This is a genomic window from Serratia sp. CoH_134_PS_4, assembly GCF_058190535.1.
The window spans coordinates 208,142-232,351 of record NZ_JBXWKI010000009.1 but is presented as its reverse complement, the minus strand read 5'-3'; the positions used below and the strand labels follow the sequence as shown (position 1 = coordinate 232,351).

The window sequence follows — 24,210 nt, the reverse complement described above, 5'->3', positions numbered from 1 at the left end:
CTCAGAAGTGAAACGCCGTAGCGCCGATGGTAGTGTGGGGTCTCCCCATGCGAGAGTAGGACACTGCCAGGCATCAATTAAACGTTATCGGTTTGACACCCGGTAATGAGCAGAATCGCCAAGTGCGGTTTTGCCCACATCGACAGATGTGACGTGAAAGAACCGGTGGAGCGGTAGTTCAGTTGGTTAGAATACCTGCCTGTCACGCAGGGGGTCGCGGGTTCGAGCCCCGTCCGTTCCGCCACTTATTTAAATTATGCCTGCTTATTTTAGCAGGCATAATGTTAAGCACGATTTAGGGGCGTAGCTCAGTTGGTAGAGCACCGGTCTCCAAAACCGGGTGTCGCGAGTTCGAGTCTCTCCGCCCCTGCCATATTAGAAACCCTTTGCGAAAGCGAAGGGTTTTTTTTGCTTTCTGTTTCCCCCATTCCTCACTATTCCTCCGAAAAACTGTTCAAAAACCCCACCGAAACCGTTCCCAATTTAGACATTTTTAGCTGGATCCATGTACAAAATGGTTGTTCTGCCATGATGTGATGCCGCTCATTATTCCTGCCCGATTTTCAACTACACCTTATGTGTGCCCAGCCCTTTGCACACCCGCTTCACCAGGAAAAATGCAGCATATACAACAATGGCAACTCTGCCGGAGGCATGTTTCATGCCAGGGCAGTTCGAGGAGAACAACATGGTTAAACGTCTGCTGTTAGCGGCCGCCATCACTGGCGCCTTGGTAGGTACGGTACAGGCAGCACCGTTGGTCGTCGGTTTTTCGCAGATTGGTTCCGAATCGGGTTGGCGTTCGGCGGAAACCAAGGTATCGAAACAGGAAGCGGAAAAGCGGGGTATCACACTGAAAATCGCCGATGCGCAGCAAAAACAGGAAAACCAGATCAAAGCGGTGAGATCTTTCATCGCCCAGGGTGTTGATGCCATTTTTATCGCGCCGGTTGTCGCCACCGGTTGGACTCCGGTGCTGCAGGAAGCCAAAGAAGCCAAGATCCCGGTCTTTTTGCTCGATCGGATGATCGAGGTGAACGATCCCTCGTTGTATACCGCGGCAGTGGCGTCGGACAGCGTGCATGAAGGCAAAGTTGCAGGAGAATGGCTGGTGAAAGAGGTTGCCGGCAAGCCTTGCAACGTGGTGGAACTGCAGGGCACGGTGGGTTCCAGCGTTGCTATTAACCGCAAAAAAGGCTTTGCCGACGGTATAGCTAACGCCGCCAACGTTAAAATCATCCGCTCACAATCTGGCGACTTTACCCGCAGTAAGGGCAAAGAGGTCATGGAGAGTTTCATCAAGGCAGAGCAAAACGGCAAAAACATTTGCGCTGTCTATGCGCATAACGACGACATGGCGATTGGCGCTATTCAGGCGATCAAAGAGGCGGGTTTAAAACCGGGCTCGCAAATTAAAGTTGTCTCTATCGACGGAGTACCTGACATATTCAAGGCGATGATGAATGGCGAGGCCAACGCCACGGTCGAACTGACGCCAAATATGGCCGGTCCGGCGTTTGACGCACTGTTGGCGATGAAGAAAGACGGTACCCAGCCGCCGAAGTTTATCCAGACCGAATCCAAGCTGTTGCAACCGGATACCGCTAAGCAGGAATTCGAACTGAAGAAAAGCATGGGTTATTAATCTACTCACCGACGGGACAGAAGATGGCCACATCTCAGACCAGTTTGTTGACGATTAAGGGATTATCCGTCGAGTTCCCCGGCGTAAAAGCGCTGGATCAGGTTGATGTCACGTTGCAGCGCGGAGAGATAATGGCGTTGCTAGGCGAAAACGGCGCGGGGAAATCCACGTTAATCAAAGCGCTGACCGGGGTTTATCAGCGTTCCGCCGGTGAGATATTGCTGGAAGGTACTGCCATTGCCCCGCAGAGCACCGCGCAAGCGCAGGTGCTGGGGATTGGTACGGTTTATCAGGAGGTTAACTTATTGCCGAATATCTCGGTGGCAGCCAACCTGTTTATCGGGCGAGAACCAACGCGCTTTGGCCTGATTGATCAGAAAAAGATGCTGCATCAGGCTCAGCAGCTTTTGCTGGGGTATGGATTGGGGGTGGACGTCAGTCAGCCGTTGGGTAATTACTCCATTGCGATCCAGCAGATTATCGCTATTGCACGGGCAGTAGACCTGTCTGCCAAAGTCTTGATCCTCGATGAGCCAACCGCCAGTCTGGATGCCAAAGAAGTCAGCATGCTGCTGGATATCCTGAGCCAGCTCCGCACTCAGGGATTGGCGATGATCTTTGTGACCCATTTCCTCGATCAGGTTTACCGCATTAGCGATCGCATCACTGTACTGCGCAACGGTAAGCTAGTGGGGACGAAAGCCACGACTGACTTACCGCGTCTGGAGCTGGTACAGATGATGCTTGGCCACGCGTTTGACGAGTCGCTATTGAAACGCGGCGAGCATACGCCAACCGAAGCACCACCGTTGGTCGAATTCAGCGGTTATGGGCGACGTGGCATGATTGAGCCCTTTGACCTGCAGATTCGTCCGGGGCAAATCGTGGGATTGGCCGGCTTGCTGGGATCGGGGCGCACTGAAACTGCCCAGTTAATATTCGGTATTAAATCGTGCGATAACGGCAGTGCCAAGGTCGGAGGGCGCAGAGTGAACATCCGCACGCCACGCAAAGCCGCCAGTCTCGGTTTTGGCTATTGCCCTGAAGACCGCAAAACCGATGGAATCGTTGGTGCTGCGACGGTGCGGGAAAACATCATTTTGGCGCTGCAGGCCCAGCGCGGCTGGTTAAAACCGCTGCCGCTGCGGGAGCAAACGCGTATTGCCGAAAGTTATATCCAACTGTTGGGCATCCGCACGCCGGGGCCAGAACAACAAATCCAATATTTGTCCGGTGGCAACCAGCAGAAGGTACTGCTGTCACGCTGGCTGGCGACTAAACCTCGTTTTCTGATCCTGGATGAGCCAACGCGCGGCATTGACGTTGGTGCACATGCTGAAATCATTCGTTTAATCGAAAAACTGTGCGATGAAGGATTGGCGCTGCTGGTTATTTCTTCCGAACTGGAGGAACTGGCGGGCTATGCGGATCGTATCCTGGTGCTGCGGGATAGAAAGCATGTGGCACAGCTTGAGCATGATGCCATTTCAGTGCCTGCGATCATGCAGGCGATAGCCGCACAGCAGGAGGCAGGATGAACCTCAGGAGTTTCTCCATGACCAATGGACCGCGTAAAGTCAGATGGGTCATGCCCGTTGGGGCGACGCAACTCGGGGCCCTGGCGGTGATTTTGCTGATCGACAGCCTGGTCGCCCCGAATTTCTTTTCCATACACATCCAGGATGGCCGACTGTTTGGCAGCGTGATCGACATTGTTAACCGTGGCGCACCGGTCGCATTATTGGCATTGGGCATGACGTTGGTGATCGCCACAGGTGGCATTGATCTTTCCGTGGGGGCAGTGATGGCTATCGCGGGTGCCACTGCGGCAACGCTGACCAGCACTGGTTATCCGCTGGATTACGTACTGGCCGCCGCTTTGGCTGTGGGAGCCCTGTGTGGTTTGTGGAACGGGTTCCTGGTGGCGGTGCTGCAGATACAGCCGATAGTCGCCACGCTAATGTTGATGGTGGCTGGGCGCGGTATAGCACAACTGATCACTGAAGGACAAATTGTCACCTTTGAGCGAGAAGGGTTCGCACGGCTCGGCAGCGGTGCACTGATGTATTTGCCGATGCCGGCGATCATTGCCGCAGTGATGCTGCTGTTGATCTGGTTGCTGACGCGTAAAACGGCGCTGGGACTGTTTATCGAAGCTGTAGGTATCAATCTGCGTTCGGCGCGTAATGCAGGGGTCAGTACGCGTTGGGTGGTGATGGCGGTATATGTGATCTGTGGGCTATGTGCCTCCGTAGCCGGAATTATCGTCACGGCAGATATCCGCGGTGCAGATGCCAACAATGCCGGGCTGTGGCTGGAACTGGATGCGATCCTGGCCGTGGTGATTGGTGGCGGTTCACTGCTGGGGGGGCGTTTTAACCTGCTGCTGTCGGTAGTGGGGGCATTAATCATTCAGGGTATGAATACTGGCATCCTGCTGTCCGGCTATCGGCCGGAGTTTAATCTGGTGTTGAAGGCAATCGTGGTGTTGGCGGTGTTAATGGCGCAATCGCCAAGCATCTCGCTGCGGCAACTGCTCAGGAGAAGAAAGCCATGATCAAGCGTAATCTGCCCCTCTTGATGACCGTACTGGTGTTCCTGGTGGGTTACGGGTTTTGCCTAACTCAGTTCCCCAGTTTTGCCTCTACGCGGGTATGGTGCGATTTGCTGACTGACAACGCTTTTCTTGGCATCGTTGCGGTCGGCATGACGTTCGTGATCCTTTCAGGCGGCATCGATCTGTCGGTCGGCTCGGTGATCGCTTTTACCGGGGTATTATTGGCCAAACTGATCGGGACTTACGGTATAGCGCCGGGTTATGCATTCGTTATTGCGTTGTTGATGGGAGCCTCGTTTGGCGCATTGATGGGTTGGATCATTGATGTGCTGAAGCTACCGGCATTTATCATCACATTGGCTGGCATGTTCTTCGTACGGGGTATGAGTTTTATTCTCTCGGAGGAGTCGATTCCCATCGATCATCCACTGTATGCGACGCTGGCTAACTATGCCTGGAAACTGCCGGGCGGTGGCCGCTTTACGTTGCTGGCACTGGTGATGCTATTCGTGGTGGCCGTCGGCATGGTGTTGGCGCACCGTACTCGCTTTGGACATAACGTCTACGCCATCGGCGGCAACCGGGTATCTGCGGCGTTGATGGGGGTACCGGTGCAACGCACCACGGTGCTGATTTATATGCTTTCAGGCACGCTGGCAGCCCTGTCAGGGATTATTTTCTCGCTGTATACCTCAGCGGGTTATGCGCTGGCGGCCAGCGGTGTAGAGCTGGATGCTATCGCTGCCGTCGTAATTGGTGGCTCCTTGCTGACTGGCGGCGTGGGCACGGTCCTGGGCACGCTGTTTGGCGTGCTGATTCAGGGGCTGATCCAGAGTTACATCACTTTCGACGGCACGCTCAGCTCATGGTGGACCAAGATTGTGATCGGTATTCTGCTGTTTTGCTTTATCGGCCTTCAGAAGGCGATGAGCGCGTTTTGGCTCAGCAGACGAACAAAACCCCGGCATCCCCGTTTGAAGCCGTTATAGCGGCTCATGCTGTGGTATTCAAAGGTATTTTCAGTAATTGTCTGATCAGCGCCTGCTGGTCGCTATTTTGCAGCCAGACGGCGTAGAGAGGGCGGATAATGGCCGGGATCTCGGCGGCTGCGGTTAACTGCGGATAGTCCTTCTCCCATTGGCTGGGCAGGAAGGCGCAACCGCCGGTAGTTTCAAGTAGCTGTCGGGTCAGATGCGCAGAGGTCGTCGTGAGCACCGGCAGCGTGTCGCCTTCCAGCATACGGCTTTCCTGCTGATGGAAATCAGCCCCCCATTCCAGTTTGATATAAGGCATTGGCGCGAGCTTATCGCGCTGAGTGGAAGAGAACAGCCGCAACGAGAAATTACCCAACAGTTGGCTGGCCAGTTCATCCATCTTCGGTGGCTCGGTGGTGATGAGCAAATCGAGCTGTCTTTCGTGCAGCTGTTTTACCAAAGAGTGCCGTAACGCAACCCGGGCTTCCAGCTGCAATGCCTCACGCTGCTGATAGAGCGATTGCAGCCACGGGGTTAGATAAGCCTCCCACAGCGAGGCGGTCGCGCCGATGGACAACTCGGTATGTTGCAGTGAACGCACCACCTCTTTTTTCGCCAATTGCCAGGTCATCATCAGGCTCTCAGCGTAGGGCAAAAGCCGCTCCCCGGCTGGCGTCAGGCGGATATTGTTACGGTGTCGGGTGAATAAATTTGCACCCAATTGGTTTTCTAACTGGCGGATGCGGAAACTGACAGCAGACTGCGTTAAGTACAAGGATTCTGCGGCTCGGCCAAAGTGACGCGTTCTACTGACCTCCAAAAAGGTTTTCAGTAATTCGGTATCCACACCCATCTCCAATAATTTTTATCGTTAAGATTTAAATGTTTTGTTTTACACAATGTCAAGCCTATCTAATACTCCGCGCCATAAACAGCACGGCCATGAGAGAATTAGGAGCGTGTCAGATGGCGGATAGCTTCACCACGACCAACCGTTTTTTTGATAATAAACATTACCCTCGCGGGTTCTCCCGCCACGGCGATTTCACCATTAAAGAAGCGCAATTGCTAGAGCGCTTCGGGTATGCGTTTAACGAGCTGGACACGGGTAAACGCCAGCCGGCCACTGAAGAAGAACAGTTGTTCGTCGCAGTGTGCCACGGTGAGCGCGAGCCGGTTACCGAACAGGAAAAAGTATGGGCGAAATATCTGGTGCGCACACGCCGCCCGAAAAAATTCCATACCTTGTCTGGCGGTAAGCCGCAAGCTGATGCGGTGGAAGATTACACCGACAGTGACGATTGATAACGATGGGGCCTGCGGGCCCCATTTTTACGCTAGGCTGCGGTGCAGCTGCAGCAATAGGCGGTCCATACTGCGGTAACCCAGCGCTTCGCTCAAGTGACGCTTATCAATATCTCGATCTCCTGCCAAATCAGCCAGCGTACGGGCCACTTTTAAAATCCTCTGCCAGGCGCGAACCGATAATCCCAACGTGGTTAACGTTGTTTCAAGAAAGTCGGCATCTGCTGTGCTAAGCCGGCAATCCCGATCGACCTCGTTATTATTCAGCAGGGCATTGATCTTCCCCGCCCGCTTAAGCTGCCTTTCACGTGCCAGCAGCACGCGCGCTCTTACGTCTATGCTGCTTTCACCGACGATACGGCGTTTGCTCAACACGCCAGGTGGCAACAATGGCACCTCAATCGATAAATCAAAGCGATCGAGAAACGGCCCCGAAAGCCGCCCGAGGTAACGCAGCACCTGCTGTGGCGATGCGCGGTTATGCATGCCTTGATAATGCCCGGTGGGGCTGGGGTTCATCGCGGCAATCAATTGTACCCGCGCCGGGAAGCGGATTTTGGCGCTGGCGCGTGAAATAACTATCTCGCCGGACTCCAGCGGTTCACGCAGGGCATCCAGCACGCGCCGTTCGAATTCCGGCAGTTCATCCAAAAACAGGACACCATTGTGTGCCATCGATATTTCACCTGGCCGTGGCAGTGAACCACCACCGACCAGGGCGGCCATAGAAGCACTGTGATGCGGCGCACGAAACGGCCTCTGTCGCCATGGCAGCGCTTGTGCGGGATGTTGCAGCAGGCTGGCTACGGCAATGCTTTCCAGCGCCTCCTGGTCGGTTAGCGGAGGGAGGAGGGTATTTAGGCGGCTGGCCAACATGGTTTTCCCCGTCCCCGGAGGGCCGACCAACAGCAGGTTGTGGCCCCCGGCAGCGGCGATTTCCAGCGCTCGCTTTGCCTGCTCCTGGCCCAGTATGTCCTGCAGATCAGCGGTTTCTTGTGCCGTATCCGCTGCAAGCGGGGCAGTGGCTACGGGTAAATCACTTTTACCTAACAAAAACGCACAAACCTCAAGCAGGTGTTCCGCCACCCGTGTTTCACTTTGCGTAATCAGCCCCACCTCTCGCCCATTGGCGGTAGCTAAAACCAGCTGCCTGCCTGCATCCAGTGCCGCCAGCGCGGCGGGGATCGCCCCGCTGACAGCCCGCAATGCGCCGGATAACGCCAGTTCCCCGAGAAACTCATAGCGAGCTAACTTGTCGGCTGGCAGCTGCTCGGAGGCGGCCAGGATCGCCAGAGCAATCGGCAGGTCGTAACGGCCCCCTTCTTTGGGCAGGTCTGCGGGGGCCAGGTTGACGGTGATGCGCCGGGCAGGAAAGGTGAAGCCATTATTAATCAAAGCACTGCGCACCCGATCGCGCGCTTCTTTCACCGTGGTTTCCGGGAGCCCGACCAGGGTCAGACCGGGTAGCCCATTACTGATATGCACTTCTACCGTGACTGACGGGGCCTGAACGCCCAGTGTGGCCCGGGTATAGATAACCGCCAATGACATATTGCTCTCCTCGCTGAAGGCAACATGATGCGGAATATGCGCATCAGAGGCGCGGCAACCTTAGAGTATTTGCGGGGTGAGTCGTAATTAAAATAATAAATTTCATGTGGATAGAGATGTTTTTGTGCTGCACTGCGCAAGGCGTGGCAATACCCCTTAACAATTACGTGAATGCAGCAACACATTAGCAGGCCAATCCTGTTGCGGCAGGAGGGGGAATGGGTGTATTTAACAATTAGTTAATATAAGGATCACCTCGTTAACAATCTCCGACCGCCAACGCATCCGCCACGGCAGCCGCTAAAGCTCATGACCTCGTCTTCTAGAGTAGGGATAACATATGTTTGGTTGGACCCCGCTGCAACGCAATGCAGCCATCGCCAGTTTTTCAAGCTGGACGCTCGACGCTTTCGATTTTTTCGTGCTGGTATTTCTGCTCAGCGATATCGCACAGTCTTTCCATGTCGGAATGGAAGAAGTGACACTGGCGATCTTGCTGACCTTGGCGGTACGCCCGATTGGCGCGTTAATCTTTGGTCGTGCGGCCGAAAAGTACGGTCGTAAACCGATCTTGATGTTGAATATTGTCTTCTTCTCGGTATTTGAACTGCTTTCTGCGGCGGCACCGTCGTTGACGGTGTTCCTGTTGTTGCGGGTGTTATACGGCGTGGCAATGGGCGGGATCTGGGGCGTGGCATCGTCACTGGCGATGGAAACGATTCCCGATCGCTCACGTGGCCTCATGTCAGGGATTTTTCAGGCAGGTTACCCGTTCGGCTATCTGTTGGCGGCAGTGGTGTATGGTCTGTTGTTTGAGGTGGTTGGCTGGCGTGGCATGTTCGTGATTGGTGCTGCACCCATTTTGCTGTTGCCGTTTATTTATTACTGCGTGCAGGAGTCACCGGTGTGGCTGGCGGCGCGAGAACGCAAGGAAAGCAGCGCATTACTGCCGGTGCTGAAAAGCCATTGGAAGCTCTGCGGCTACCTGGTATTGCTGATGGCGGCGTTCAATTTCTTCTCGCACGGTACCCAGGATATGTATCCGGTATTTTTGAAAGTTCAACATGGTTTCGATCCTAAAACCGTCAGTATCATCGCCATTAGCTACAATATCGCGTCAATTATTGGGGGCGTTTTCTTTGGGGCGCTGTCGGAAAAAATCGGCCGCAAGAAAGCGATTATTATTGCCGCGCTCTTGGCGTTGCCCGTGATCCCGTTATGGGCGTTTTCCAGCGGCTCGCTGATGCTGGGAATTGGCGCGTTCCTGATGCAGTTCATGGTACAGGGGGCTTGGGGCGTAATACCGACTTACCTCACTGAGTTGGTCCCGGCGAACACCCGCGCGGTACTGCCAGGATTTGTTTACCAGTTGGGTAACTTGATCGCCTCCGTCAATGCCACGCTACAGGCAACGATCGCCGAGCATAATGGCCAAAATTATGGATTGGCGATGGCAATCATCGCCGGTACGGTAGCGATCATCATTGCGCTGTTGGTGTTCTTTGGTAAGGACACGCGCGGCAAGGCGATCTCGGGGGCAGTGAAGCCCTCCGGCCCGCACGCCAGCGTGTGAAAACCGGGCATGTTGCGCGAGGTATGACCAGATTGCGCCGAATAATAACGCAAAAAAAGTGTTGTCATGCCGCGCGGGACTATGGTACCTCTGTAGGTATTAGTTCGAAACGAGCACAGTGAACAAACCTATTATGAAAGCCTTTGCCCAAGTGATTAGCCTAGTCGTGATTAGCGTGGTGGTGATTATTATCCCACCGTGCGGGGCTGCACTTGGACGAAGAATGGCTTAGAAAACAAGCCGGAATCGCAAGAGAACCCCCGCACCGTAAGGTCCGGGGGTTTTTTATTGGCAAGAGAAAAGTGAAGCGAGGATAAAAATATGAGTAACAGAACAAAATCCTGCAATTTTCGAAGTAAGGCGGGGAAATAACCATGAACGGGGCTCAGTGGGTAGTACAAGCGTTGCGTGCGCAGGGGGTTGATACGGTATTCGGCTATCCGGGTGGCGCAATCATGCCGGTCTACGATGCATTGTATGACGGCGGGGTGGAACACCTACTGTGCCGCCACGAGCAGGGCGCCGCGATGGCCGCTATTGGTTACGCTCGCTCAACCGGTAAAGTTGGCGTTTGCATTGCTACCTCTGGCCCCGGGGCTACCAACCTGATCACTGGCCTGGCCGATGCCTTGCTGGATTCCGTTCCCGTGGTGGCGATTACCGGTCAGGTGGGCTCTGCGCTGATAGGTACCGATGCTTTTCAGGAGATCGATGTTCTCGGCCTGTCTTTGGCCTGCACCAAACACAGCTTCCTGGTGGAATCACTGGATGCGCTGCCGGGCATCATGGCGGAAGCCTTTGCCATTGCAAGCAGCGGCCGTCCCGGCCCCGTGCTGATCGACATCCCGAAAGACATCCAACTGGCTCACGGCGAATTGCACCCACACTTGATGCCGGTAGTGGAAGAACTGAACTACCCGGCGGCAGAGTTGGCACAAGCCGCTGAGTTGCTGGCGCAGGCACACAAGCCCATGTTGTACATCGGCGGTGGCGTTGGCATGGCGCAGGCGGTACCGGAATTACGCGAGTTTATCGCGGCGACCCAAATGCCTAACGTCGTCACGTTGAAAGGGCTGGGGGCAGCGGATGCCGAGCAACCGCATTACCTCGGTATGTTGGGGATGCACGGCACCAAGGCCGCCAATCTTGCGGTGCAAGAATGCGACTTGTTGATCGCTGTCGGCGCACGTTTTGACGATCGCGTGACCGGTAAACTGAATGCTTTTGCACCACACGCCAAGGTGATCCACATGGATATCGACCCGGCGGAAATGAGCAAATTACGTCAGGCACATGTCGCGCTGCAGGGTGATTTAAAGGCGTTATTGCCCGCGCTGCAGCAGCCGCTGACAATCACCGCCTGGCAGCGCCGCGTGGTTGAACTGAAAGAAACACACCCTTGTCGTTATGATCATCCAGGCCAGCCGATTTACGCGCCGCTGCTGTTGAAACAGCTGTCTGAGCGCAAGCCGGCCAATAGCGTGGTCACCACAGACGTGGGCCAGCACCAGATGTGGACCGCACAGCACATGACCTTTGAACGCCCGGAGAATTTCATCACCTCCAGCGGGCTGGGCACCATGGGCTTTGGTGTACCGGCTGCGGTTGGCGCACAGATGGCTCGCCCGGAAGATACGGTGATCTGCATTTCGGGCGACGGTTCTTTCATGATGAACGTGCAGGAATTAGGCACCATAAAACGTAAACAGCTGCCGCTGAAAATCGTTTTGTTGGATAACCAACGTTTGGGCATGGTTCGTCAGTGGCAACAGCTGTTTTTTGACGGGCGTTACAGCGAAACCACCCTCACCGATAACCCAGATTTCTTGATGTTGGCCAATGCCTTTGGCATCCCTGGCCAGCGTATCACCCGCAAAGATCAGGTAGCAGACGCGCTCGATGCGTTATTCAACAGCGACGGGCCTTACCTGCTGCATGTGTCGATTGATGAACTCGAAAACGTCTGGCCGCTGGTGCCGCCGGGTGCCGGTAACGAAACCATGTTGGAGAAAATATCATGATGCACCATCAACTCTCGATCCAGGCCCGTTTTCGCCCTGAAATGTTAGAGCGTGTATTGCGCGTCGTGCGTCATCGCGGCTTTCAGGTTTGTGCTATGAATATGGCTGCAGCTGCAAATACCGACAAGATTAATATTGAATTGACCGTTGCCAGCCAGCGCCCGGTGGATCTACTGTCATCTCAGTTGAGCAAACTGATGGATGTCTCCTGCGTTGAGATCCAGCAACAAACATCACAACAAATACGCGCCTGATGCGTGAGAAGGATAAAGAACAATGACGAAGAAAGCCGATTACATTTGGTTCAATGGTGAGATGGTTCCTTGGGCTGACGCCAAAGTACACGTGATGTCACATGCGTTGCACTATGGCACTTCGGTGTTTGAAGGCGTCCGTTGCTACGACTCTCATAAAGGCCCGGTGGTGTTCCGTCACCGTGAGCATATGCAACGCCTGCATGACTCGGCAAAGATCTACCGTATGCCCGTATCGCAAAGCGTTGATGAGTTGATGGAAGCCTGCCGCGCGACGCTGCGTAAAAACAATCTGGGCAGCGCTTATATTCGTCCGTTAGTCTTTGTGGGCGACGTTGGCATGGGGGTTAACCCGCCAGCCGGTTATAAAACAGACGTGATTATCGCGGCGTTTCCTTGGGGCGCGTACCTGGGTGAAGAGGCGCTGGATCAAGGCATCGATGCGATGGTTTCGTCCTGGCACCGCGTGGCGCCAAATACTATTCCCACCGCGGCCAAAGCCGGCGGTAACTATCTTTCCTCCCTGCTGGTGGGCAGCGAAGCGCGCCGCCATGGTTACCAAGAAGGGATTGCGCTTGACGTGCACGGGTATATTTCCGAAGGCGCAGGCGAGAACCTGTTCGAAGTGAAAGACGGTGTGCTGTTTACCCCGCCGTTTACGTCTTCTGCACTGCCGGGCATCACCCGCGATGCCATCATCAAACTGGCGAAAGACATGGGCTTCGAAGTGCGTGAGCAGGTGTTGTCGCGTGAATCGCTGTACCTGGCCGACGAAGTCTTCATGTCCGGCACCGCCGCAGAAATCACCCCAGTGCGTAGCGTTGACGGCATCCAGGTCGGCATTGGCAAGTGCGGCCCGGTAACCAAACAGATTCAACAGGCGTTCTTTGGCCTGTTTACCGGCAAGACTGAAGACAAGTACGGCTGGTTGGACCCGGTAAACCAATAACAATGTTACCCGTCGTCTTTTAAACCGCCGCGTTGTTGGCCGCAGCTTGAAAGCCATAGGGTAAACGACAGACAGACAATAATATTCAGGCGGTTCGTTCGCCGCCTGTAATAAATACATTTGGAGTAAAGAGCATGCCTAAGTACCGTTCCGCCACCACAACCCACGGCCGCAACATGGCGGGTGCCCGCGCATTATGGCGCGCGACCGGAATGACCGACGACGATTTTGGCAAACCCATTATTGCGGTGGTTAACTCATTTACCCAGTTCGTTCCGGGCCATGTGCATCTGCGTGATTTGGGCAAGCTGGTTGCAGAACAGATCGAAGCCTCAGGCGGCGTTGCCAAAGAGTTCAACACCATTGCGGTGGATGACGGTATCGCGATGGGCCACGGCGGCATGCTCTATTCTTTGCCATCTCGTGAATTGATCGCCGACTCGGTTGAATACATGGTGAATGCCCACTGCGCGGATGCGATGGTGTGCATTTCCAACTGCGACAAGATCACCCCAGGGATGCTGATGGCGTCACTGCGCCTTAACATTCCGGTGATTTTCGTTTCTGGCGGCCCGATGGAAGCCGGCAAGACCAAGCTGTCCGATAAGATCATCAAACTGGATCTGGTGGACGCGATGATTCAGGGTGCCAACCCGAACGTCAGCGACGCCGACAGCGAGCAGATCGAACGTTCCGCCTGCCCGACCTGCGGCTCCTGTTCCGGCATGTTCACCGCCAACTCGATGAACTGCCTGACCGAAGCGCTGGGCCTGTCACAGCCGGGCAATGGCTCGTTGCTGGCGACCCATGCCGACCGTAAAGAGCTGTTTATTAACGCCGGTAAACGCATCGTAGCCTTGACCAAACGTTACTACGAGCAGGGTGATGAAAGCGCGTTGCCGCGCAATATCGCCAACAAGGCCGCATTCGAAAACGCCATGACGCTGGATATCGCCATGGGCGGCTCGACCAATACCGTATTGCACCTGCTGGCCTCCGCACAGGAAGGTGAAATCGACTTCACCATGGAAGATATCGACCGGCTGTCACGCAAGGTACCGCACCTGTGCAAGGTGGCGCCAAGCACCCCGAAATACCATATGGAAGACGTACACCGCGCCGGTGGTGTACTGGCTATTCTTGGCGAGCTGGATCGCGCTGGCCTGTTGAACCGTGACGTCGACAATATCCTGGGCATGAAACTGCCGGAGACGTTGGATAAATACGACATCATGCTGACCCAAGATGACGCGGTGAAGAAAATGTTCCGTGCCGGTCCGGCGGGTATCCGCACCACCAAGGCGTTCTCGCAGGATTGTCGTTGGGATACGCTGGATGATGACCGTGCAGAGGGCTGTATCCGTTCGCTGGAAAATGCGTTCAGCCAGGAGGGGGGGCTGGCCGTACTGTACGGCAACATGGCGCTGGACGGCAGCATCGTTAAAACTGCGGGCGTCGACAAAGAGAACCTGACCTTCCGCGGTCCGGCCAAAGTGTACGAAAGCCAGGACTCGGCGGTGGACGCGATCCTCGGCGGCAAAGTGGTTGCCGGCGACGTGGTGGTGATCCGCTACGAGGGGCCTAAAGGTGGGCCGGGCATGCAGGAAATGCTGTACCCAACGACCTACCTTAAGTCCATGGGGCTGGGCAAAGCCTGTGCGCTGATCACCGACGGCCGCTTCTCCGGCGGTACCTCGGGCCTGTCTATTGGCCACGTTTCTCCGGAAGCGGGCAGCGGTGGTCTGATTGCGTTGATCGAAGATGGCGACATGATCGACATCGATATTCCAAAGCGCAGCATGGTGCTGGACGTCACGGACAGCGAACTGGCGGCGCGCCGTGAAGTTGAGCTGGCACGTGGCGATCAGGCCTGGACACCGAAAAATCGCGAGCGTCAGGTTTCCTTCGCCCTGCGCGCTTACGCCATGCTGGCGACCAGCGCCGACAAAGGCGCCGTGCGCGACAAGAGCAAGCTGGGAGGCTAAATATCATGGCGGTATCGCAACCCCTACCCGACGCTCCCTGTGGCGCGGAGTATTTGCGAGCGGTGCTCCGCTCGCCGGTTTATGAGGTGGCTCAGGTCACCCCATTACAGACCATGAGTAAAATATCTTCACGCCTCGGCAATACCATTTTGGTGAAGCGTGAAGATCGTCAGCCGGTTCACAGTTTCAAGCTGCGCGGGGCTTACGCCATGATTGCCAGCCTGAACGAAGAACAAAAGGCCCGCGGTGTGGTGACGGCTTCGGCTGGCAACCACGCCCAGGGCGTAGCCTATTCCGGCAAACGCGTGGGTATCAAAACGTTGATCGTGATGCCGGTGTCCACCGCAGATATCAAAGTGGATGCGGTACGTAGCTTTGGCGGTGAAGTGTTGTTGCACGGTGCCAACTTTGATGAAGCCAAGGCCAGAGCGATTGAGCTTTCACTCAAACAGGGCATGACGTTCGTGCCACCCTTTGATCACCCAACGGTGATCGCCGGGCAGGGCACGCTGGCCATGGAGTTATTGCAACAAGATGCGCATCTTGACCGGGTGTTTGTGCCGGTTGGCGGGGGCGGCCTGGCGGCGGGCGTGGCGGTATTAATCAAGCAACTGATGCCGCAGATCAAAGTGATTGGGGTGGAAGCGGAGGATTCCGCGTGCCTGCGTGCGGCGTTGGATGCTGGGCATCCGGTGGACCTGGCGCGTGTCGGGCTGTTTGCCGAAGGCGTGGCGGTGAAGCGTATCGGTGACGAAACCTTCCGCCTGTGTCAGGAATACCTGGACGACGTCATCACCGTCGACAGTGACGCCATTTGCGCCGCGGTCAAAGATCTGTTTGAAGATGTGCGCGCCATTGCCGAACCGTCCGGTGCGCTGGCGCTGGCCGGGCTGAAAAAGTATGTGCAACAGCACAATATTCAGGGCGAGCGTCTGGCTCATGTTTTGTCCGGTGCCAACCTGAATTTCCATGGTTTGCGCTATGTGTCGGAACGCTGCGAATTAGGTGAACAGCGTGAGGCCCTGCTGGCGGTGACCATTCCAGAGCAGAAAGGCAGCTTCCTGAAGTTTTGCCAAGTGTTGGGGGGCCGGTCGGTAACGGAATTTAACTACCGGTACGCCGATGCGGATAATGCCTGCATTTTCGTCGGTGTTCGTCTGACGCGCGGCCATGCCGAACGGCAGGAAATTCTCGATGAGTTACGCGCCGATGGTTATCAGGTCGTGGATCTGTCCGACGATGAAATGGCCAAGCTGCACGTGCGTTACATGGTCGGTGGGCGTCCTTCAAAACCACTGCGTGAGCGTCTGTACAGCTTTGAGTTCCCGGAGTCGCCAGGTGCATTGCTGAAGTTTCTGCAAACCCTGGGGACCCACTGGAATATTTCACTGTTCCATTACCGTAGCCACGGCACTGACTTTGGTCGCGTGCTGGCAGGCTTTGAACTGTCGCAGACTGAACCCGAGTTTGAGCAACACCTACAGGCATTGGGCTACGACTGCCACGATGAAACGGATAACCCGGCATTCCGCTTCTTTTTGCAGGGCTAAAGGCGTTAACAAGGATGGCGTATGACGGATAAATTTAGTGGCTTTAGCCAGCAAGGCCTGAATTTCCTCCAGCAGGTGCGTATCGAAAACGACAAGGAATGGTTTGAGGCTAATCGCAGCGTTTACGATAGCGAACTGCTGACGCCGTTCCGTTCGCTGGTGGCTGAACTTGCCCCGACGATGCTGGCGATTGACCCGCAGTTTGAAACCCGGCCGGCGATCGGTAAAACGCTGTCGCGCATTCACCGCGACACGCGTTTTTCTCATGATAAATCGCGCTACCGTAGCCGCATGTGGCTGACGTTCAAACGGCCGAGCAAAGACTGGAAGGATGCGCCGGTTTACTTCTTCGAACTGGGGCCGGACATGTTGCGCTACGGGCTGGGATATTACAGTGCCAACAAAGCCACCATGGACCTATTTCGTCATACGCTGCAGCGCCGCCCGCAGCCATTTTTAGAGGTGGCAGCTTGCTGTCAGCCGCCGTTCGAGCTGGTGGGGGAAAGCTACAAGCGCCCGCTGGTTAAAGAGCAGGCGGCAGACATTGCCACCTGGTACAACCGTAAATCCTTTGCGGTGATGGCGACTGATAGCCAGGTGGAAAAGCTGTTTAGTGCCGACCTGACGAAGATGTTGGCCCAGGGTTTTCAACAGCTAGAACCGCTGTACCACTGGCTGATGCAGGTGGAGGCGATGAAGCAAGTCGATCCGGCTGATTTATAAATGCCCGTTGTCTTTCGAGCCGCGTCTCAAAGTAAACGCCAGAACGCGTCAATCAACGGATCGCTGAGGCGTTTTTTCTGTACACAGACACCTAACTCGAACGGCTCGACCATCGATATATTCTCCAACTGCGAGATACGGTTGCGCACTGGCTCTGGGCTGTTGTCTACGACCACGCCGGGGATCAGTGCGATACCGCAGCCCAAGGCTACCATCGAGACAATGGCCTCGTGGCCGCCAACGGTGGCGTAAATCAGTGGGTTGGGAATACGCTGGCGGCGGAACCACAGTTCGATACGTTTTCGCGACGGGCCATGCTCCGGCAGGATAAACGGAATATTGGCCCAGTCGGGCTGCTCGGCAAAGGCCTGACTGCGTACAGCACAAGGCAGCGCCGGCGCAATCAGAACCAGTGGGATCTCACCGATTTTAGTGAAGGCCACGCTGGTGGGCAGGGTTTCGGGGCGTCCGGCAATGCCGAGGTCGGCTTCGTTGGATTGCACTTTATCGACGGCGTCGGCGGCGTCACCGGTGGTGAGTTTGATCTCTACCAACGGATGCTGTGCGCGGAAGCGATCGAGGATTGGCGGCAAGTGGCTGTAGGCGGCGGTGACAGAGCAAAACAGCCGCAGCTCGCCGCTCAGAGAGGGGCCATGTTGGCCCAGCGCATGTTTCAGTTGCTGGTATTGCAACAGCGTTTGCTGGGCAAAGTCTTTCAGCTGTTCACCAGCATCGGTGAGCTGCACAGTGCGGTTGTCACGCAAAAATAGCGGCTGCCCGAGGATCTCCTCCAGCCGTTGGATCTGGCGGGAAAGTGTCGACGGGCTGACGTGCATCGCCTTGGCTGTTCGGCCAAAGTGATGGCTCTCGGCCAGATGAAGGAACAGCTTTAAATCACGCAAATCCATATCAGTACGCTCGCAGCAAGAGTGTTGCAAAAATTGCAATGTCACATTCGTAATATATCAATTTAAGCAACGCGTTTCCTGTTATACATTGAGTTTAACGAATCTCCGCACAGACAGGGCGGGGAATGAAAAATAACAGCAAGACACAACATCTAACTGGAGTACCACCATGGCTAACTATTTCAACACCTTGAACCTGCGTCAGCAGTTGGCGCAATTAGGCAAGTGTCGCTTTATGGCACGTGAAGAATTTGCTGACGAAGCGAGCTACCTGAAAGGCAAAAAAGTGGTGATTGTCGGCTGTGGCGCACAGGGCCTGAACCAAGGCTTGAACATGCGTGACTCGGGCCTGGATGTTGCCTATGCCCTGCGTAAAGAAGCCATCGATGAAAAGCGTCCTTCATGGCGCAAAGCGACCGAAAACGGCTTCAAGGTAGGGACTTACGAAGACTTGATCCCACAGGCAGACTTGGTCGTTAACCTGACGCCAGACAAGCAACATACTTCTGTTGTGCGTGCAGTGCAGCCGCTGATGAAAGACGGCGCAGCGCTGGGTTACTCACACGGCTTCAACATCGTCGAAGTAGGCGAGCAAGTGCGTAAAGACATCACCGTGGTGATGGTTGCGCCAAAATGCCCGGGTACCGAAGTGCGCGAAGAATACAAACGTGGTTTCGGCGTTCCGACCCTGATCGCGGTTCACCCGGAAAACGATCCGAAAGGCGAAGGCATGGCGATCGCCAAGGCCTGGGCCGCAGCGACCGGCGGTCACCGTGCCGGCGTACTGGAATCCTCCTTCGTTGCTGAAGTGAAATCTGACCTGATGGGCGAGCAAACCATTCTGTGTGGCATGCTGCAAGCGGGTTCACTGCTGTGCTTCGACAAACTGGTTGCTGAAGGCACCGAGCCGGCTTATGCGGAAAAACTGATTCAGTTCGGTTGGGAAACCATCACCGAAGCGCTGAAGCAGGGCGGTATCACCCTGATGATGGATCGCCTGTCTAACCCGGCCAAACTGCGCGCCTTTGCGCTGTCCGAGCAACTGAAAGAGATCATGGCGCCACTGTTCCAGAAACACATGGACGATATCATCTCCGGTGCTTTCTCCAGCGGCATGATGGCTGACTGGGCAGAAGACGACGTGAAACTGCTGAACTGGCGTGAAGAGACCGGCAAATCAGCGTTCGAGAACGCGCCGCAGTTCGAAGGCAAAATCAGCGAGCAAGAATACTTTGACCATGGCGTACTGATGGTTGCAATGGTGAAAGCCGGCGTTGAGCTGGCGTTCGAAACCATGGTTGACGCGGGCATCATCGAAGAGTCTGCTTACTACGAATCACTGCACGAGCTGCCGCTGATCGCCAACACCATTGCGCGTAAGCGTCTGTACGAAATGAACGTGGTTATCTCTGATACTGCGGAATACGGTAACTACCTGTTCGCTAACGCGGCAGTGCCATTGCTGAAAACGTTTATGACCACTCTGCAGGCGGGTGACTTGGGTAAATCTGTTGCCGGTACGTCAGTGGATAACGCGCAACTGCGCGACGTGAACGAAGCGGTGCGTAATCACCCAATCGAATCCGTTGGCCGCAAGCTGCGTGGTTATATGACGGATATGAAACGTATTGCAGTGGCAGGCTAAATATCCGTCGTCTTTCAGGCTGTAGCGTTGTTACCTGCACTATCACACCCCAGTCACTTACTAAAGTAAGCTCTTGGGGATGAGATAGCTTGGTGCCTAGCTACAACCTGAAATCCATAGGGTATTAAGATGGGTTTTCGAGTCCAATAAAAAGGCCAGCGTCGTTGCTGGCCTTTCGCCTTTCTACGGCACAGGAATCATTGTGGCATGGCGGCGAGGGGAATAATGGCACCGCGATGCTGGATCACCGTGCTGGCGGTCAGATGGCCGCGCTGCGCTGCCTGTACGGCATCACCGCCGGTTAAACGCACCGCCAGATAACCGGCGCTGAAGGAATCGCCCGCGGCGGTGGTATCCACCACTTTTTCTTTCGGCAAATGTACCGCCGGGATCTCGAATTCGGTGCCTTCGGCACTGAACACCAGGCAGCTATCTGCGCCGCGTTTGATCACTATCTCGGTCACGCCCAGCAACTGCGTGCGCTGCACCACCTGATCCAGCGGATGTTTGCCCCACAACAGGTCTTCATCATCCAGCGTCAGAAAAGCAATGTCTGTACAAGCCAGCACCTCGCGATAGGCTTGTTGCGCTTCTTCTTTGCTTTGCCACAGCCGTGGACGATAGTTGTTATCGAAAATGACCTTGCCGCCGTTGGCGCGGCACTGGCGCAGTAACGTCAGCAGCCGGGCACGGCTGCTGGCATCGAGAATCGCCACGCTGATACCGCTGAGATACAGATAATCGAATTGGGCCAGCTGTTCGCACAACGTCTCTGCCTGCGGCCCTGCGAGCCAGTAGCGGGCTGCGGCATCATTACGCCAGTAATAGAAGGTGCGTTCGCCGGTCTCATCGGTTTCGATCACGTATAGCCCCGGCAGCTTGTCTTCCAATCGTTGGATCAGGCGTGTTTTCACTTTTTCCTGCTGCCAGGCCTGCAGCATTTCCTCGCTGAAACTGTCGGTGCCGAGTGCGGTAACGTAATGCACCTGCAGCGCCGTTTCTGCCACTTGACGGGCGATGTAAACGGCGGTGTTTAGCGTATCGCCGCCAAAACCGCGGCTAAGGTCCGCGCCTTTCTGCGACAGTTCAATCATGCATTCGCCGATCACGGCAAGATTCTGGGTGGTCATAGTCACTGAGCCCTGGCTGAAAGAAGAAGGTGAATTGATGCGAATGCAACCAGTCTCAACGCAAGGGGTGGGGGGAGTCAATGAAAATAAAACAACGTTTTAATTTAATTATGACGCCGATCGGGAAACGCAAAAATTTCCCGATCGGGCGACCGGATCCTGCCGTTATTTAGCGGCGGCGCGCAGATCGGTCACGCATTTACCACCGATACCCCAGTTGTCGGTTTCTACCTCGTCGATGACCACCACGGTGGTGGCCGGGTTTTTCCCCAGCGTATCCACCAGCAGTTGGGTTACGCCAGCGATCAGCTGTTTCTTTTGCTCCGGTGTCGCGCCTTCACGGGTAATTTTGATATTTACGTAGGGCATGTTTTTTCCTTGGGTTTTGAGACGTCTATTCAATGTAAAAGGCTTTCACTGCCGCTTAAAGTTTTATTACCTGCTGCCGATAAATCAAGGGAAGCAATCACGCAGCCTGAGCGTTTTCATTTCCCTTCGATGGCGATAGTACCAATGACAACCAAGATGACTTCTGGTCTGCTGGCGCCACTCTTTGCCGTCTGCTCGCATATAAAAGCGCAGCGTTACTGGCGGCAATGCCGGCGCCAGTATACTTTCCAACCGATCTACCGTACCTCCGGTGCTTTGCTGGCGCTCGAGCTGCTGACGGCGGTTTATCATCCATCTGCGCCAGACAAACCCCTTTCGCCAGAGCTTTATTTTGCTGCTCTCAACGTCCATAAACGGCTGCAGATCATTCAGGAACAGCTTGAATTGCTCCAGCGCTGGCAACCGTTGCTGACTCTCCACGGGTTGATGGTCTCGGTTAATATTGACGGGATTGCATTGGAGGCATTACAGCGGCACTGCGCGTTGCAACGTCAGATTGCCAACATGCCTTACCTGCGCTTTGAGCTGGTGGAGCATGCGGGAATGGCGTTGAATGGCCCATTGCATCAAATTGTGGGCGCGGAACGATTATGGTTGGATGATTTTGGGAGTGGGCTGGCAAATTTCTCCGCCGTTAGCACCTGGCGCTATCAATATATTAAGGTGGCGCGAGAGTTATTTACCCTGCTGAAGCAAACGGAGGATGGCATCCAGCTGCTCGCAACCTTGGTCAGAATGATGAACCAACACAGCGAAGGGGTGATCGTCGAAGGGGTGGAAACAGAGCAAGAGTGGTTGCTGGTACAGCGCTCCGGCGCGCTGGCTGCCCAAGGCTATTACCTTTCCCGCCCGGCCCGTTTTGAAACCCTGCAAACCCTGCCTACATTGTTTTCTGCACCGACTGTTTGATCGCCCGCCGCCCTAAAGCGTGAACTCTTGCCTATCCTCGGCTAGGCTTGGTAAAGGTTGCTTATCAATTGACTAGCAAGTTATCGCGTTCAGGGAGCCATAATGACAAGAACAGGTAAAGCGTTCACGTGGGTGGGTGGCATTGTGCTGTTGATCATCGCCGCGTTGGTGATCTTTGTGCTGACCTTCGACTGGAACTGCCTCAAACCGACGATCAATGACAAGGTGTCTGCCGAGCTGCACCGCCCGTTCGCTATCCGTGGCGATCTGGGGGTTAGCTGGACGCGTGATAAAGATGAGCCTGGTTGGCGTGCCTGGCTACCGTGGCCAAAAATTCATGCTGAAGACATTGTGCTGGGCAATCCGAAAAATATCCCCGGCGACAGCATGGCCCAACTGCAGCGCGTTGATGCCAGCATTTCCCCCTTGGCACTGCTGGGCAAGGAACTGTTGATCCCACGGATTTGGCTGACGCAGCCGAGTGCCAGCTTACAGCGGTTGGCCAATGGCGATAATAACTGGACCTTCACCCTCGCGGGGGATCCTGACCAACCGCCGTCTGCCTGGTCGGTAAATATCCATGACATCGTGTTTGATCGTGGGCAGATTGATTTCAAAGATGCCACGCTGAAAGCGGATTTCCGTGCGGTGATTGATCCGCTGGGTAAACCTTTATCATTCAGTGAAGTGACGGGTAAAAAAGAGGCGGGTGCTACGGTCACCCCTGACTATGTTTTCGGCTGGAAGGTGAAGGGTAAATACAACGGCGAGCCTCTGTCGGGCAGTGGCAAGGTGGGCGGCATGTTATCCCTACAAAATGCCGAGCTCCCTTTTCCACTGCAGGCCGACGTGCGCTCTGGCGCTACCCGGGTGGTGGTGGCCGGCACGCTGTCCGATCCGATGAATCTTGGTGGTCTGGATCTGCAACTTAAATTCTCCGGTGACAGTTTGGCTAACCTGTATGCCCTCACCGGCGTGCTGTTGCCCAATACCCCAGCGTATTCTACCGATGGCCATCTGATCGCCCGCCTTCATGAGAAAGGGGGGGCGGTGTTCCAGTACCAAAAGTTTGATGGGAAAATTGGCGATAGCGATATTCACGGTGATTTGAAATATGTCGCCGGCAAACCCCGGCCTAAATTGAGTGGGGAAGTGCAGTCGGAACAGCTGCGTTTTGCCGATCTGGCTCCGCTGATTGGTGCAGATTCCAATACTGAAAAAGCCAGTCGCGGTGAGAAGAGCCGCCAGCCAGCAGGCAAAGTGCTGCCGGTGGAGAAGTTTGATACCAAAAGCTGGAAGGTGATGGATGCAGACGTCAAATTCACTGCCAAGCGCATTGAACGCGGCAGTTCACTGCCACTGAGCGATCTCTATACCCATTTGCAATTGGAAAACGGTGCCATCTTGATGGATCCGCTGCGGTTCGGCGTCGCTGGCGGTAACCTCAATGCGACTCTCCATCTCGACGGTGGCAAAAACCCGATGCAGGGCCGGGTGGATATGCACGCGCGTAAATTCCAGCTGAAGGAACTGTTGCCGAATGTAGGATCGATGAAGCGCAGCCTGGGGCAATTGAACGGTGATGCCAAACTGACCGGCAGCGGCAATTCGGTGGCTGACCTGCTGGCAACCAGCAGTGGCGATTTACGCATGGTGATTAACAATGGGGTAATCAGCCGTAGCCTGATGGAAATCCTCGGATTGAACGTGGGTAACTACCTGGTGGCACAGCTGTTTGGTGACGACGTGGTGGGGATAAACTGCGCGGCAGCGGATGTAGGCATTCGTAACGGTGTGGCGGCGCCGCGGTTGTTTGTGTTCGACACGGAGAATGCCATTATCAATATCAGCGGCAATACTAACTTCGCCACGGAGCGGTTGGACCTGTCCATTGATCCAGAAAGCAAAGGCATGCGAGTGTTGACGCTGCGTTCACCGCTCTACGTAAAAGGCACCTTCGCGCACCCGGATGCTGGCGTGAAGGCCGGTCCGCTCATTGCGCGCGGTGCAGCTGCGGTGGCGTTGGGCGTCGTGCTGACGCCGGCAGCGGCCCTGCTGGCACTGGTTTCCCCAAGCGAAGGCGGCGAAGAAAACCAGTGCGGACAAATCTTACGGCAGATGAAGCAGAAGAAATGAGTGTA

At 55.2% G+C, this 24,210-nt stretch carries 21 protein-coding genes, 2 tRNA genes and 1 rRNA gene; 19 read left to right on the top strand and 5 right to left on the bottom strand.

Annotation, left to right across the window (positions count from 1 at the left end; translation table 11 throughout):
• The 7 genes from rrf to yjfF form a co-directional block, all read left to right on the top strand.
• Window positions 1-72: ribosomal RNA gene (gene rrf, locus AC2FCQ_RS16110) — 5S ribosomal RNA — on the top strand; the annotation flags it as partial.
• 95 nt (window positions 73-167) lie between these two features.
• Window positions 168-244: transfer RNA gene (locus AC2FCQ_RS16105), tRNA-Asp, on the top strand.
• A 53-nt stretch (window positions 245-297) separates the two neighbouring features.
• Window positions 298-373 (top strand) — tRNA-Trp (locus AC2FCQ_RS16100).
• 315 nt (window positions 374-688) lie between these two features.
• On the top strand, window positions 689-1,645 hold the full coding sequence (gene ytfQ / locus AC2FCQ_RS16095) for a galactofuranose ABC transporter, galactofuranose-binding protein YtfQ (protein ID WP_404760780.1): 957 nt from the start codon (window positions 689-691) through the stop codon (window positions 1,643-1,645).
• A 23-nt stretch (window positions 1,646-1,668) separates the two neighbouring features.
• Window positions 1,669-3,183 carry a galactofuranose ABC transporter, ATP-binding protein YtfR gene (gene ytfR / locus AC2FCQ_RS16090; RefSeq protein WP_490308707.1) on the top strand — a complete coding sequence of 505 codons (1,515 nt, stop codon included), beginning with the start codon at window positions 1,669-1,671 and terminating at the stop codon, window positions 3,181-3,183.
• Window positions 3,184-3,200: 17 nt separating this feature from the next.
• The gene (gene ytfT / locus AC2FCQ_RS16085) at window positions 3,201-4,202 is read left to right on the top strand and encodes a galactofuranose ABC transporter, ATP-binding protein YtfT (RefSeq protein ID WP_490308706.1); all 1,002 of its coding nucleotides are present in this window, start codon (window positions 3,201-3,203) and stop codon (window positions 4,200-4,202) included.
• Complete coding sequence (gene yjfF, locus AC2FCQ_RS16080) at window positions 4,199-5,191, top strand: galactofuranose ABC transporter, permease protein YjfF (RefSeq protein WP_490308705.1); 993 nt, start codon at window positions 4,199-4,201, stop codon at window positions 5,189-5,191. The genes ytfT and yjfF overlap by 4 nt, the downstream gene beginning before the upstream one ends.
• A 4-nt stretch (window positions 5,192-5,195) precedes the next feature.
• Here yjfF and hdfR read toward each other — a convergent pair whose 3' ends face one another.
• Window positions 5,196-6,023, bottom strand: a complete 828-nt coding sequence (gene hdfR, locus AC2FCQ_RS16075; RefSeq protein ID WP_209639434.1) for an HTH-type transcriptional regulator HdfR — start codon at window positions 6,021-6,023, stop codon at window positions 5,196-5,198.
• Between the two features lie 119 nt (window positions 6,024-6,142).
• On the opposite strand from hdfR, the gene AC2FCQ_RS16070 reads away from it, so the two are divergent.
• Complete coding sequence (locus AC2FCQ_RS16070; protein ID WP_209639431.1) at window positions 6,143-6,481, top strand: MaoP family protein; 339 nt, start codon at window positions 6,143-6,145, stop codon at window positions 6,479-6,481.
• Between the two features lie 27 nt (window positions 6,482-6,508).
• On the opposite strand, the gene AC2FCQ_RS16065 is transcribed toward AC2FCQ_RS16070, so the two are convergent.
• Window positions 6,509-8,032 carry a YifB family Mg chelatase-like AAA ATPase gene (locus tag AC2FCQ_RS16065; RefSeq protein WP_265556092.1) on the bottom strand — a complete coding sequence of 508 codons (1,524 nt, stop codon included), beginning with the start codon at window positions 8,030-8,032 and terminating at the stop codon, window positions 6,509-6,511.
• 340 nt (window positions 8,033-8,372) lie between these two features.
• On the opposite strand from AC2FCQ_RS16065, the gene AC2FCQ_RS16060 reads away from it, so the two are divergent.
• The 8 genes from AC2FCQ_RS16060 to AC2FCQ_RS16025 all read left to right on the top strand — a co-directional run bounded on the left by AC2FCQ_RS16060 (window position 8,373) and on the right by AC2FCQ_RS16025 (window position 17,087).
• Window positions 8,373-9,605 carry an MFS transporter gene (locus AC2FCQ_RS16060; protein WP_209639425.1) on the top strand — a complete coding sequence of 411 codons (1,233 nt, stop codon included), beginning with the start codon at window positions 8,373-8,375 and terminating at the stop codon, window positions 9,603-9,605.
• Between the two features lie 133 nt (window positions 9,606-9,738).
• On the top strand, window positions 9,739-9,837 hold the full coding sequence (gene ilvL / locus AC2FCQ_RS16055; protein WP_015962288.1) for an ilv operon leader peptide: 99 nt from the start codon (window positions 9,739-9,741) through the stop codon (window positions 9,835-9,837).
• A gap of 142 nt (window positions 9,838-9,979) precedes the next feature.
• Entirely contained in the window at window positions 9,980-11,626 is a 1,647-nt protein-coding gene (gene ilvG, locus AC2FCQ_RS16050; RefSeq protein ID WP_490308704.1) for an acetolactate synthase 2 catalytic subunit, read from the top strand.
• Window positions 11,623-11,880, top strand: a complete 258-nt coding sequence (gene ilvM, locus AC2FCQ_RS16045) for an acetolactate synthase 2 small subunit (RefSeq protein ID WP_061808667.1) — start codon at window positions 11,623-11,625, stop codon at window positions 11,878-11,880. Before ilvG ends, ilvM begins: the two co-directional genes overlap by 4 nt.
• 22 nt (window positions 11,881-11,902) lie before the next feature.
• Window positions 11,903-12,829, top strand: a complete 927-nt coding sequence (gene ilvE / locus AC2FCQ_RS16040) for a branched-chain-amino-acid transaminase (RefSeq protein WP_209639420.1) — start codon at window positions 11,903-11,905, stop codon at window positions 12,827-12,829.
• A gap of 134 nt (window positions 12,830-12,963) precedes the next feature.
• Window positions 12,964-14,814 carry a dihydroxy-acid dehydratase gene (gene ilvD, locus AC2FCQ_RS16035; protein ID WP_490308703.1) on the top strand — a complete coding sequence of 617 codons (1,851 nt, stop codon included), beginning with the start codon at window positions 12,964-12,966 and terminating at the stop codon, window positions 14,812-14,814.
• Between the two features lie 5 nt (window positions 14,815-14,819).
• Complete coding sequence (ilvA, locus tag AC2FCQ_RS16030; protein ID WP_490308702.1) at window positions 14,820-16,364, top strand: threonine ammonia-lyase, biosynthetic; 1,545 nt, start codon at window positions 14,820-14,822, stop codon at window positions 16,362-16,364.
• Window positions 16,365-16,385: 21 nt separating this feature from the next.
• A complete protein-coding gene (locus AC2FCQ_RS16025; RefSeq protein ID WP_209639410.1) occupies window positions 16,386-17,087 on the top strand; it encodes a DUF2461 domain-containing protein in 702 nt (233 codons plus the stop codon).
• A 26-nt stretch (window positions 17,088-17,113) separates the two neighbouring features.
• Here the strand turns inward: AC2FCQ_RS16025 and ilvY are convergent, their stop codons facing one another.
• Window positions 17,114-17,995, bottom strand: coding sequence for an HTH-type transcriptional activator IlvY (ilvY, locus tag AC2FCQ_RS16020; protein ID WP_209639408.1), 882 nt, complete (start codon window positions 17,993-17,995; stop codon window positions 17,114-17,116).
• Between the two features lie 169 nt (window positions 17,996-18,164).
• Here ilvY and ilvC point away from each other — a divergent pair, with 169 nt between their 5' ends.
• The gene (gene ilvC / locus AC2FCQ_RS16015) at window positions 18,165-19,640 is read left to right on the top strand and encodes a ketol-acid reductoisomerase (protein ID WP_209639405.1); all 1,476 of its coding nucleotides are present in this window, start codon (window positions 18,165-18,167) and stop codon (window positions 19,638-19,640) included.
• Window positions 19,641-19,837: 197 nt separating this feature from the next.
• On the opposite strand, the gene kdgK is transcribed toward ilvC, so the two are convergent.
• Complete coding sequence (kdgK, locus tag AC2FCQ_RS16010) at window positions 19,838-20,770, bottom strand: 2-dehydro-3-deoxygluconokinase (protein WP_209639402.1); 933 nt, start codon at window positions 20,768-20,770, stop codon at window positions 19,838-19,840.
• A gap of 165 nt (window positions 20,771-20,935) precedes the next feature.
• Window positions 20,936-21,139 (bottom strand): 2-hydroxymuconate tautomerase family protein, encoded by a 204-nt coding sequence (locus AC2FCQ_RS16005; RefSeq protein ID WP_209639399.1) that lies wholly within the window; start codon window positions 21,137-21,139, stop codon window positions 20,936-20,938.
• Window positions 21,140-21,283: 144 nt separating this feature from the next.
• On the opposite strand from AC2FCQ_RS16005, the gene pdeH reads away from it, so the two are divergent.
• Together pdeH and AC2FCQ_RS15995 are read left to right on the top strand one after the other, a co-directional pair.
• A complete protein-coding gene (pdeH, locus tag AC2FCQ_RS16000; protein ID WP_490308700.1) occupies window positions 21,284-22,069 on the top strand; it encodes a cyclic-guanylate-specific phosphodiesterase in 786 nt (261 codons plus the stop codon).
• Window positions 22,070-22,171: 102 nt separating this feature from the next.
• Complete coding sequence (locus AC2FCQ_RS15995; protein WP_490308699.1) at window positions 22,172-24,205, top strand: AsmA family protein; 2,034 nt, start codon at window positions 22,172-22,174, stop codon at window positions 24,203-24,205.
• Window positions 24,206-24,210 lie beyond the last annotated feature (5 nt).

What these genes read in the sequence shown, in the direction of transcription:
- yjfF (WP_490308705.1), top strand. Translation starts at nt 4,199, where the DNA reads ATGATCAAGCGTAATCTGCCCCTCTTGATGACCGTACTGGTGTTCCTG.
- ilvL (WP_015962288.1), top strand. Translation starts at nt 9,739, where the DNA reads ATGAAAGCCTTTGCCCAAGTGATTAGCCTAGTCGTGATTAGCGTGGTG.
- AC2FCQ_RS16065 (WP_265556092.1), bottom strand. Translation starts at nt 8,032, where the DNA reads ATGTCATTGGCGGTTATCTATACCCGGGCCACACTGGGCGTTCAGGCC.
- AC2FCQ_RS15995 (WP_490308699.1), top strand. Translation starts at nt 22,172, where the DNA reads ATGACAAGAACAGGTAAAGCGTTCACGTGGGTGGGTGGCATTGTGCTG.
- ilvC (WP_209639405.1), top strand. Translation starts at nt 18,165, where the DNA reads ATGGCTAACTATTTCAACACCTTGAACCTGCGTCAGCAGTTGGCGCAA.
- ilvE (WP_209639420.1), top strand. Translation starts at nt 11,903, where the DNA reads ATGACGAAGAAAGCCGATTACATTTGGTTCAATGGTGAGATGGTTCCT.
- AC2FCQ_RS16025 (WP_209639410.1), top strand. Translation starts at nt 16,386, where the DNA reads ATGACGGATAAATTTAGTGGCTTTAGCCAGCAAGGCCTGAATTTCCTC.
- ilvY (WP_209639408.1), bottom strand. Translation starts at nt 17,995, where the DNA reads ATGGATTTGCGTGATTTAAAGCTGTTCCTTCATCTGGCCGAGAGCCAT.
- ilvA (WP_490308702.1), top strand. Translation starts at nt 14,820, where the DNA reads ATGGCGGTATCGCAACCCCTACCCGACGCTCCCTGTGGCGCGGAGTAT.
- ilvM (WP_061808667.1), top strand. Translation starts at nt 11,623, where the DNA reads ATGATGCACCATCAACTCTCGATCCAGGCCCGTTTTCGCCCTGAAATG.
- kdgK (WP_209639402.1), bottom strand. Translation starts at nt 20,770, where the DNA reads ATGACCACCCAGAATCTTGCCGTGATCGGCGAATGCATGATTGAACTG.
- ytfT (WP_490308706.1), top strand. Translation starts at nt 3,201, where the DNA reads ATGACCAATGGACCGCGTAAAGTCAGATGGGTCATGCCCGTTGGGGCG.
- pdeH (WP_490308700.1), top strand. Translation starts at nt 21,284, where the DNA reads ATGACAACCAAGATGACTTCTGGTCTGCTGGCGCCACTCTTTGCCGTC.
- ytfQ (WP_404760780.1), top strand. Translation starts at nt 689, where the DNA reads ATGGTTAAACGTCTGCTGTTAGCGGCCGCCATCACTGGCGCCTTGGTA.
- AC2FCQ_RS16005 (WP_209639399.1), bottom strand. Translation starts at nt 21,139, where the DNA reads ATGCCCTACGTAAATATCAAAATTACCCGTGAAGGCGCGACACCGGAG.
- AC2FCQ_RS16070 (WP_209639431.1), top strand. Translation starts at nt 6,143, where the DNA reads ATGGCGGATAGCTTCACCACGACCAACCGTTTTTTTGATAATAAACAT.
- ytfR (WP_490308707.1), top strand. Translation starts at nt 1,669, where the DNA reads ATGGCCACATCTCAGACCAGTTTGTTGACGATTAAGGGATTATCCGTC.
- ilvG (WP_490308704.1), top strand. Translation starts at nt 9,980, where the DNA reads ATGAACGGGGCTCAGTGGGTAGTACAAGCGTTGCGTGCGCAGGGGGTT.
- ilvD (WP_490308703.1), top strand. Translation starts at nt 12,964, where the DNA reads ATGCCTAAGTACCGTTCCGCCACCACAACCCACGGCCGCAACATGGCG.
- AC2FCQ_RS16060 (WP_209639425.1), top strand. Translation starts at nt 8,373, where the DNA reads ATGTTTGGTTGGACCCCGCTGCAACGCAATGCAGCCATCGCCAGTTTT.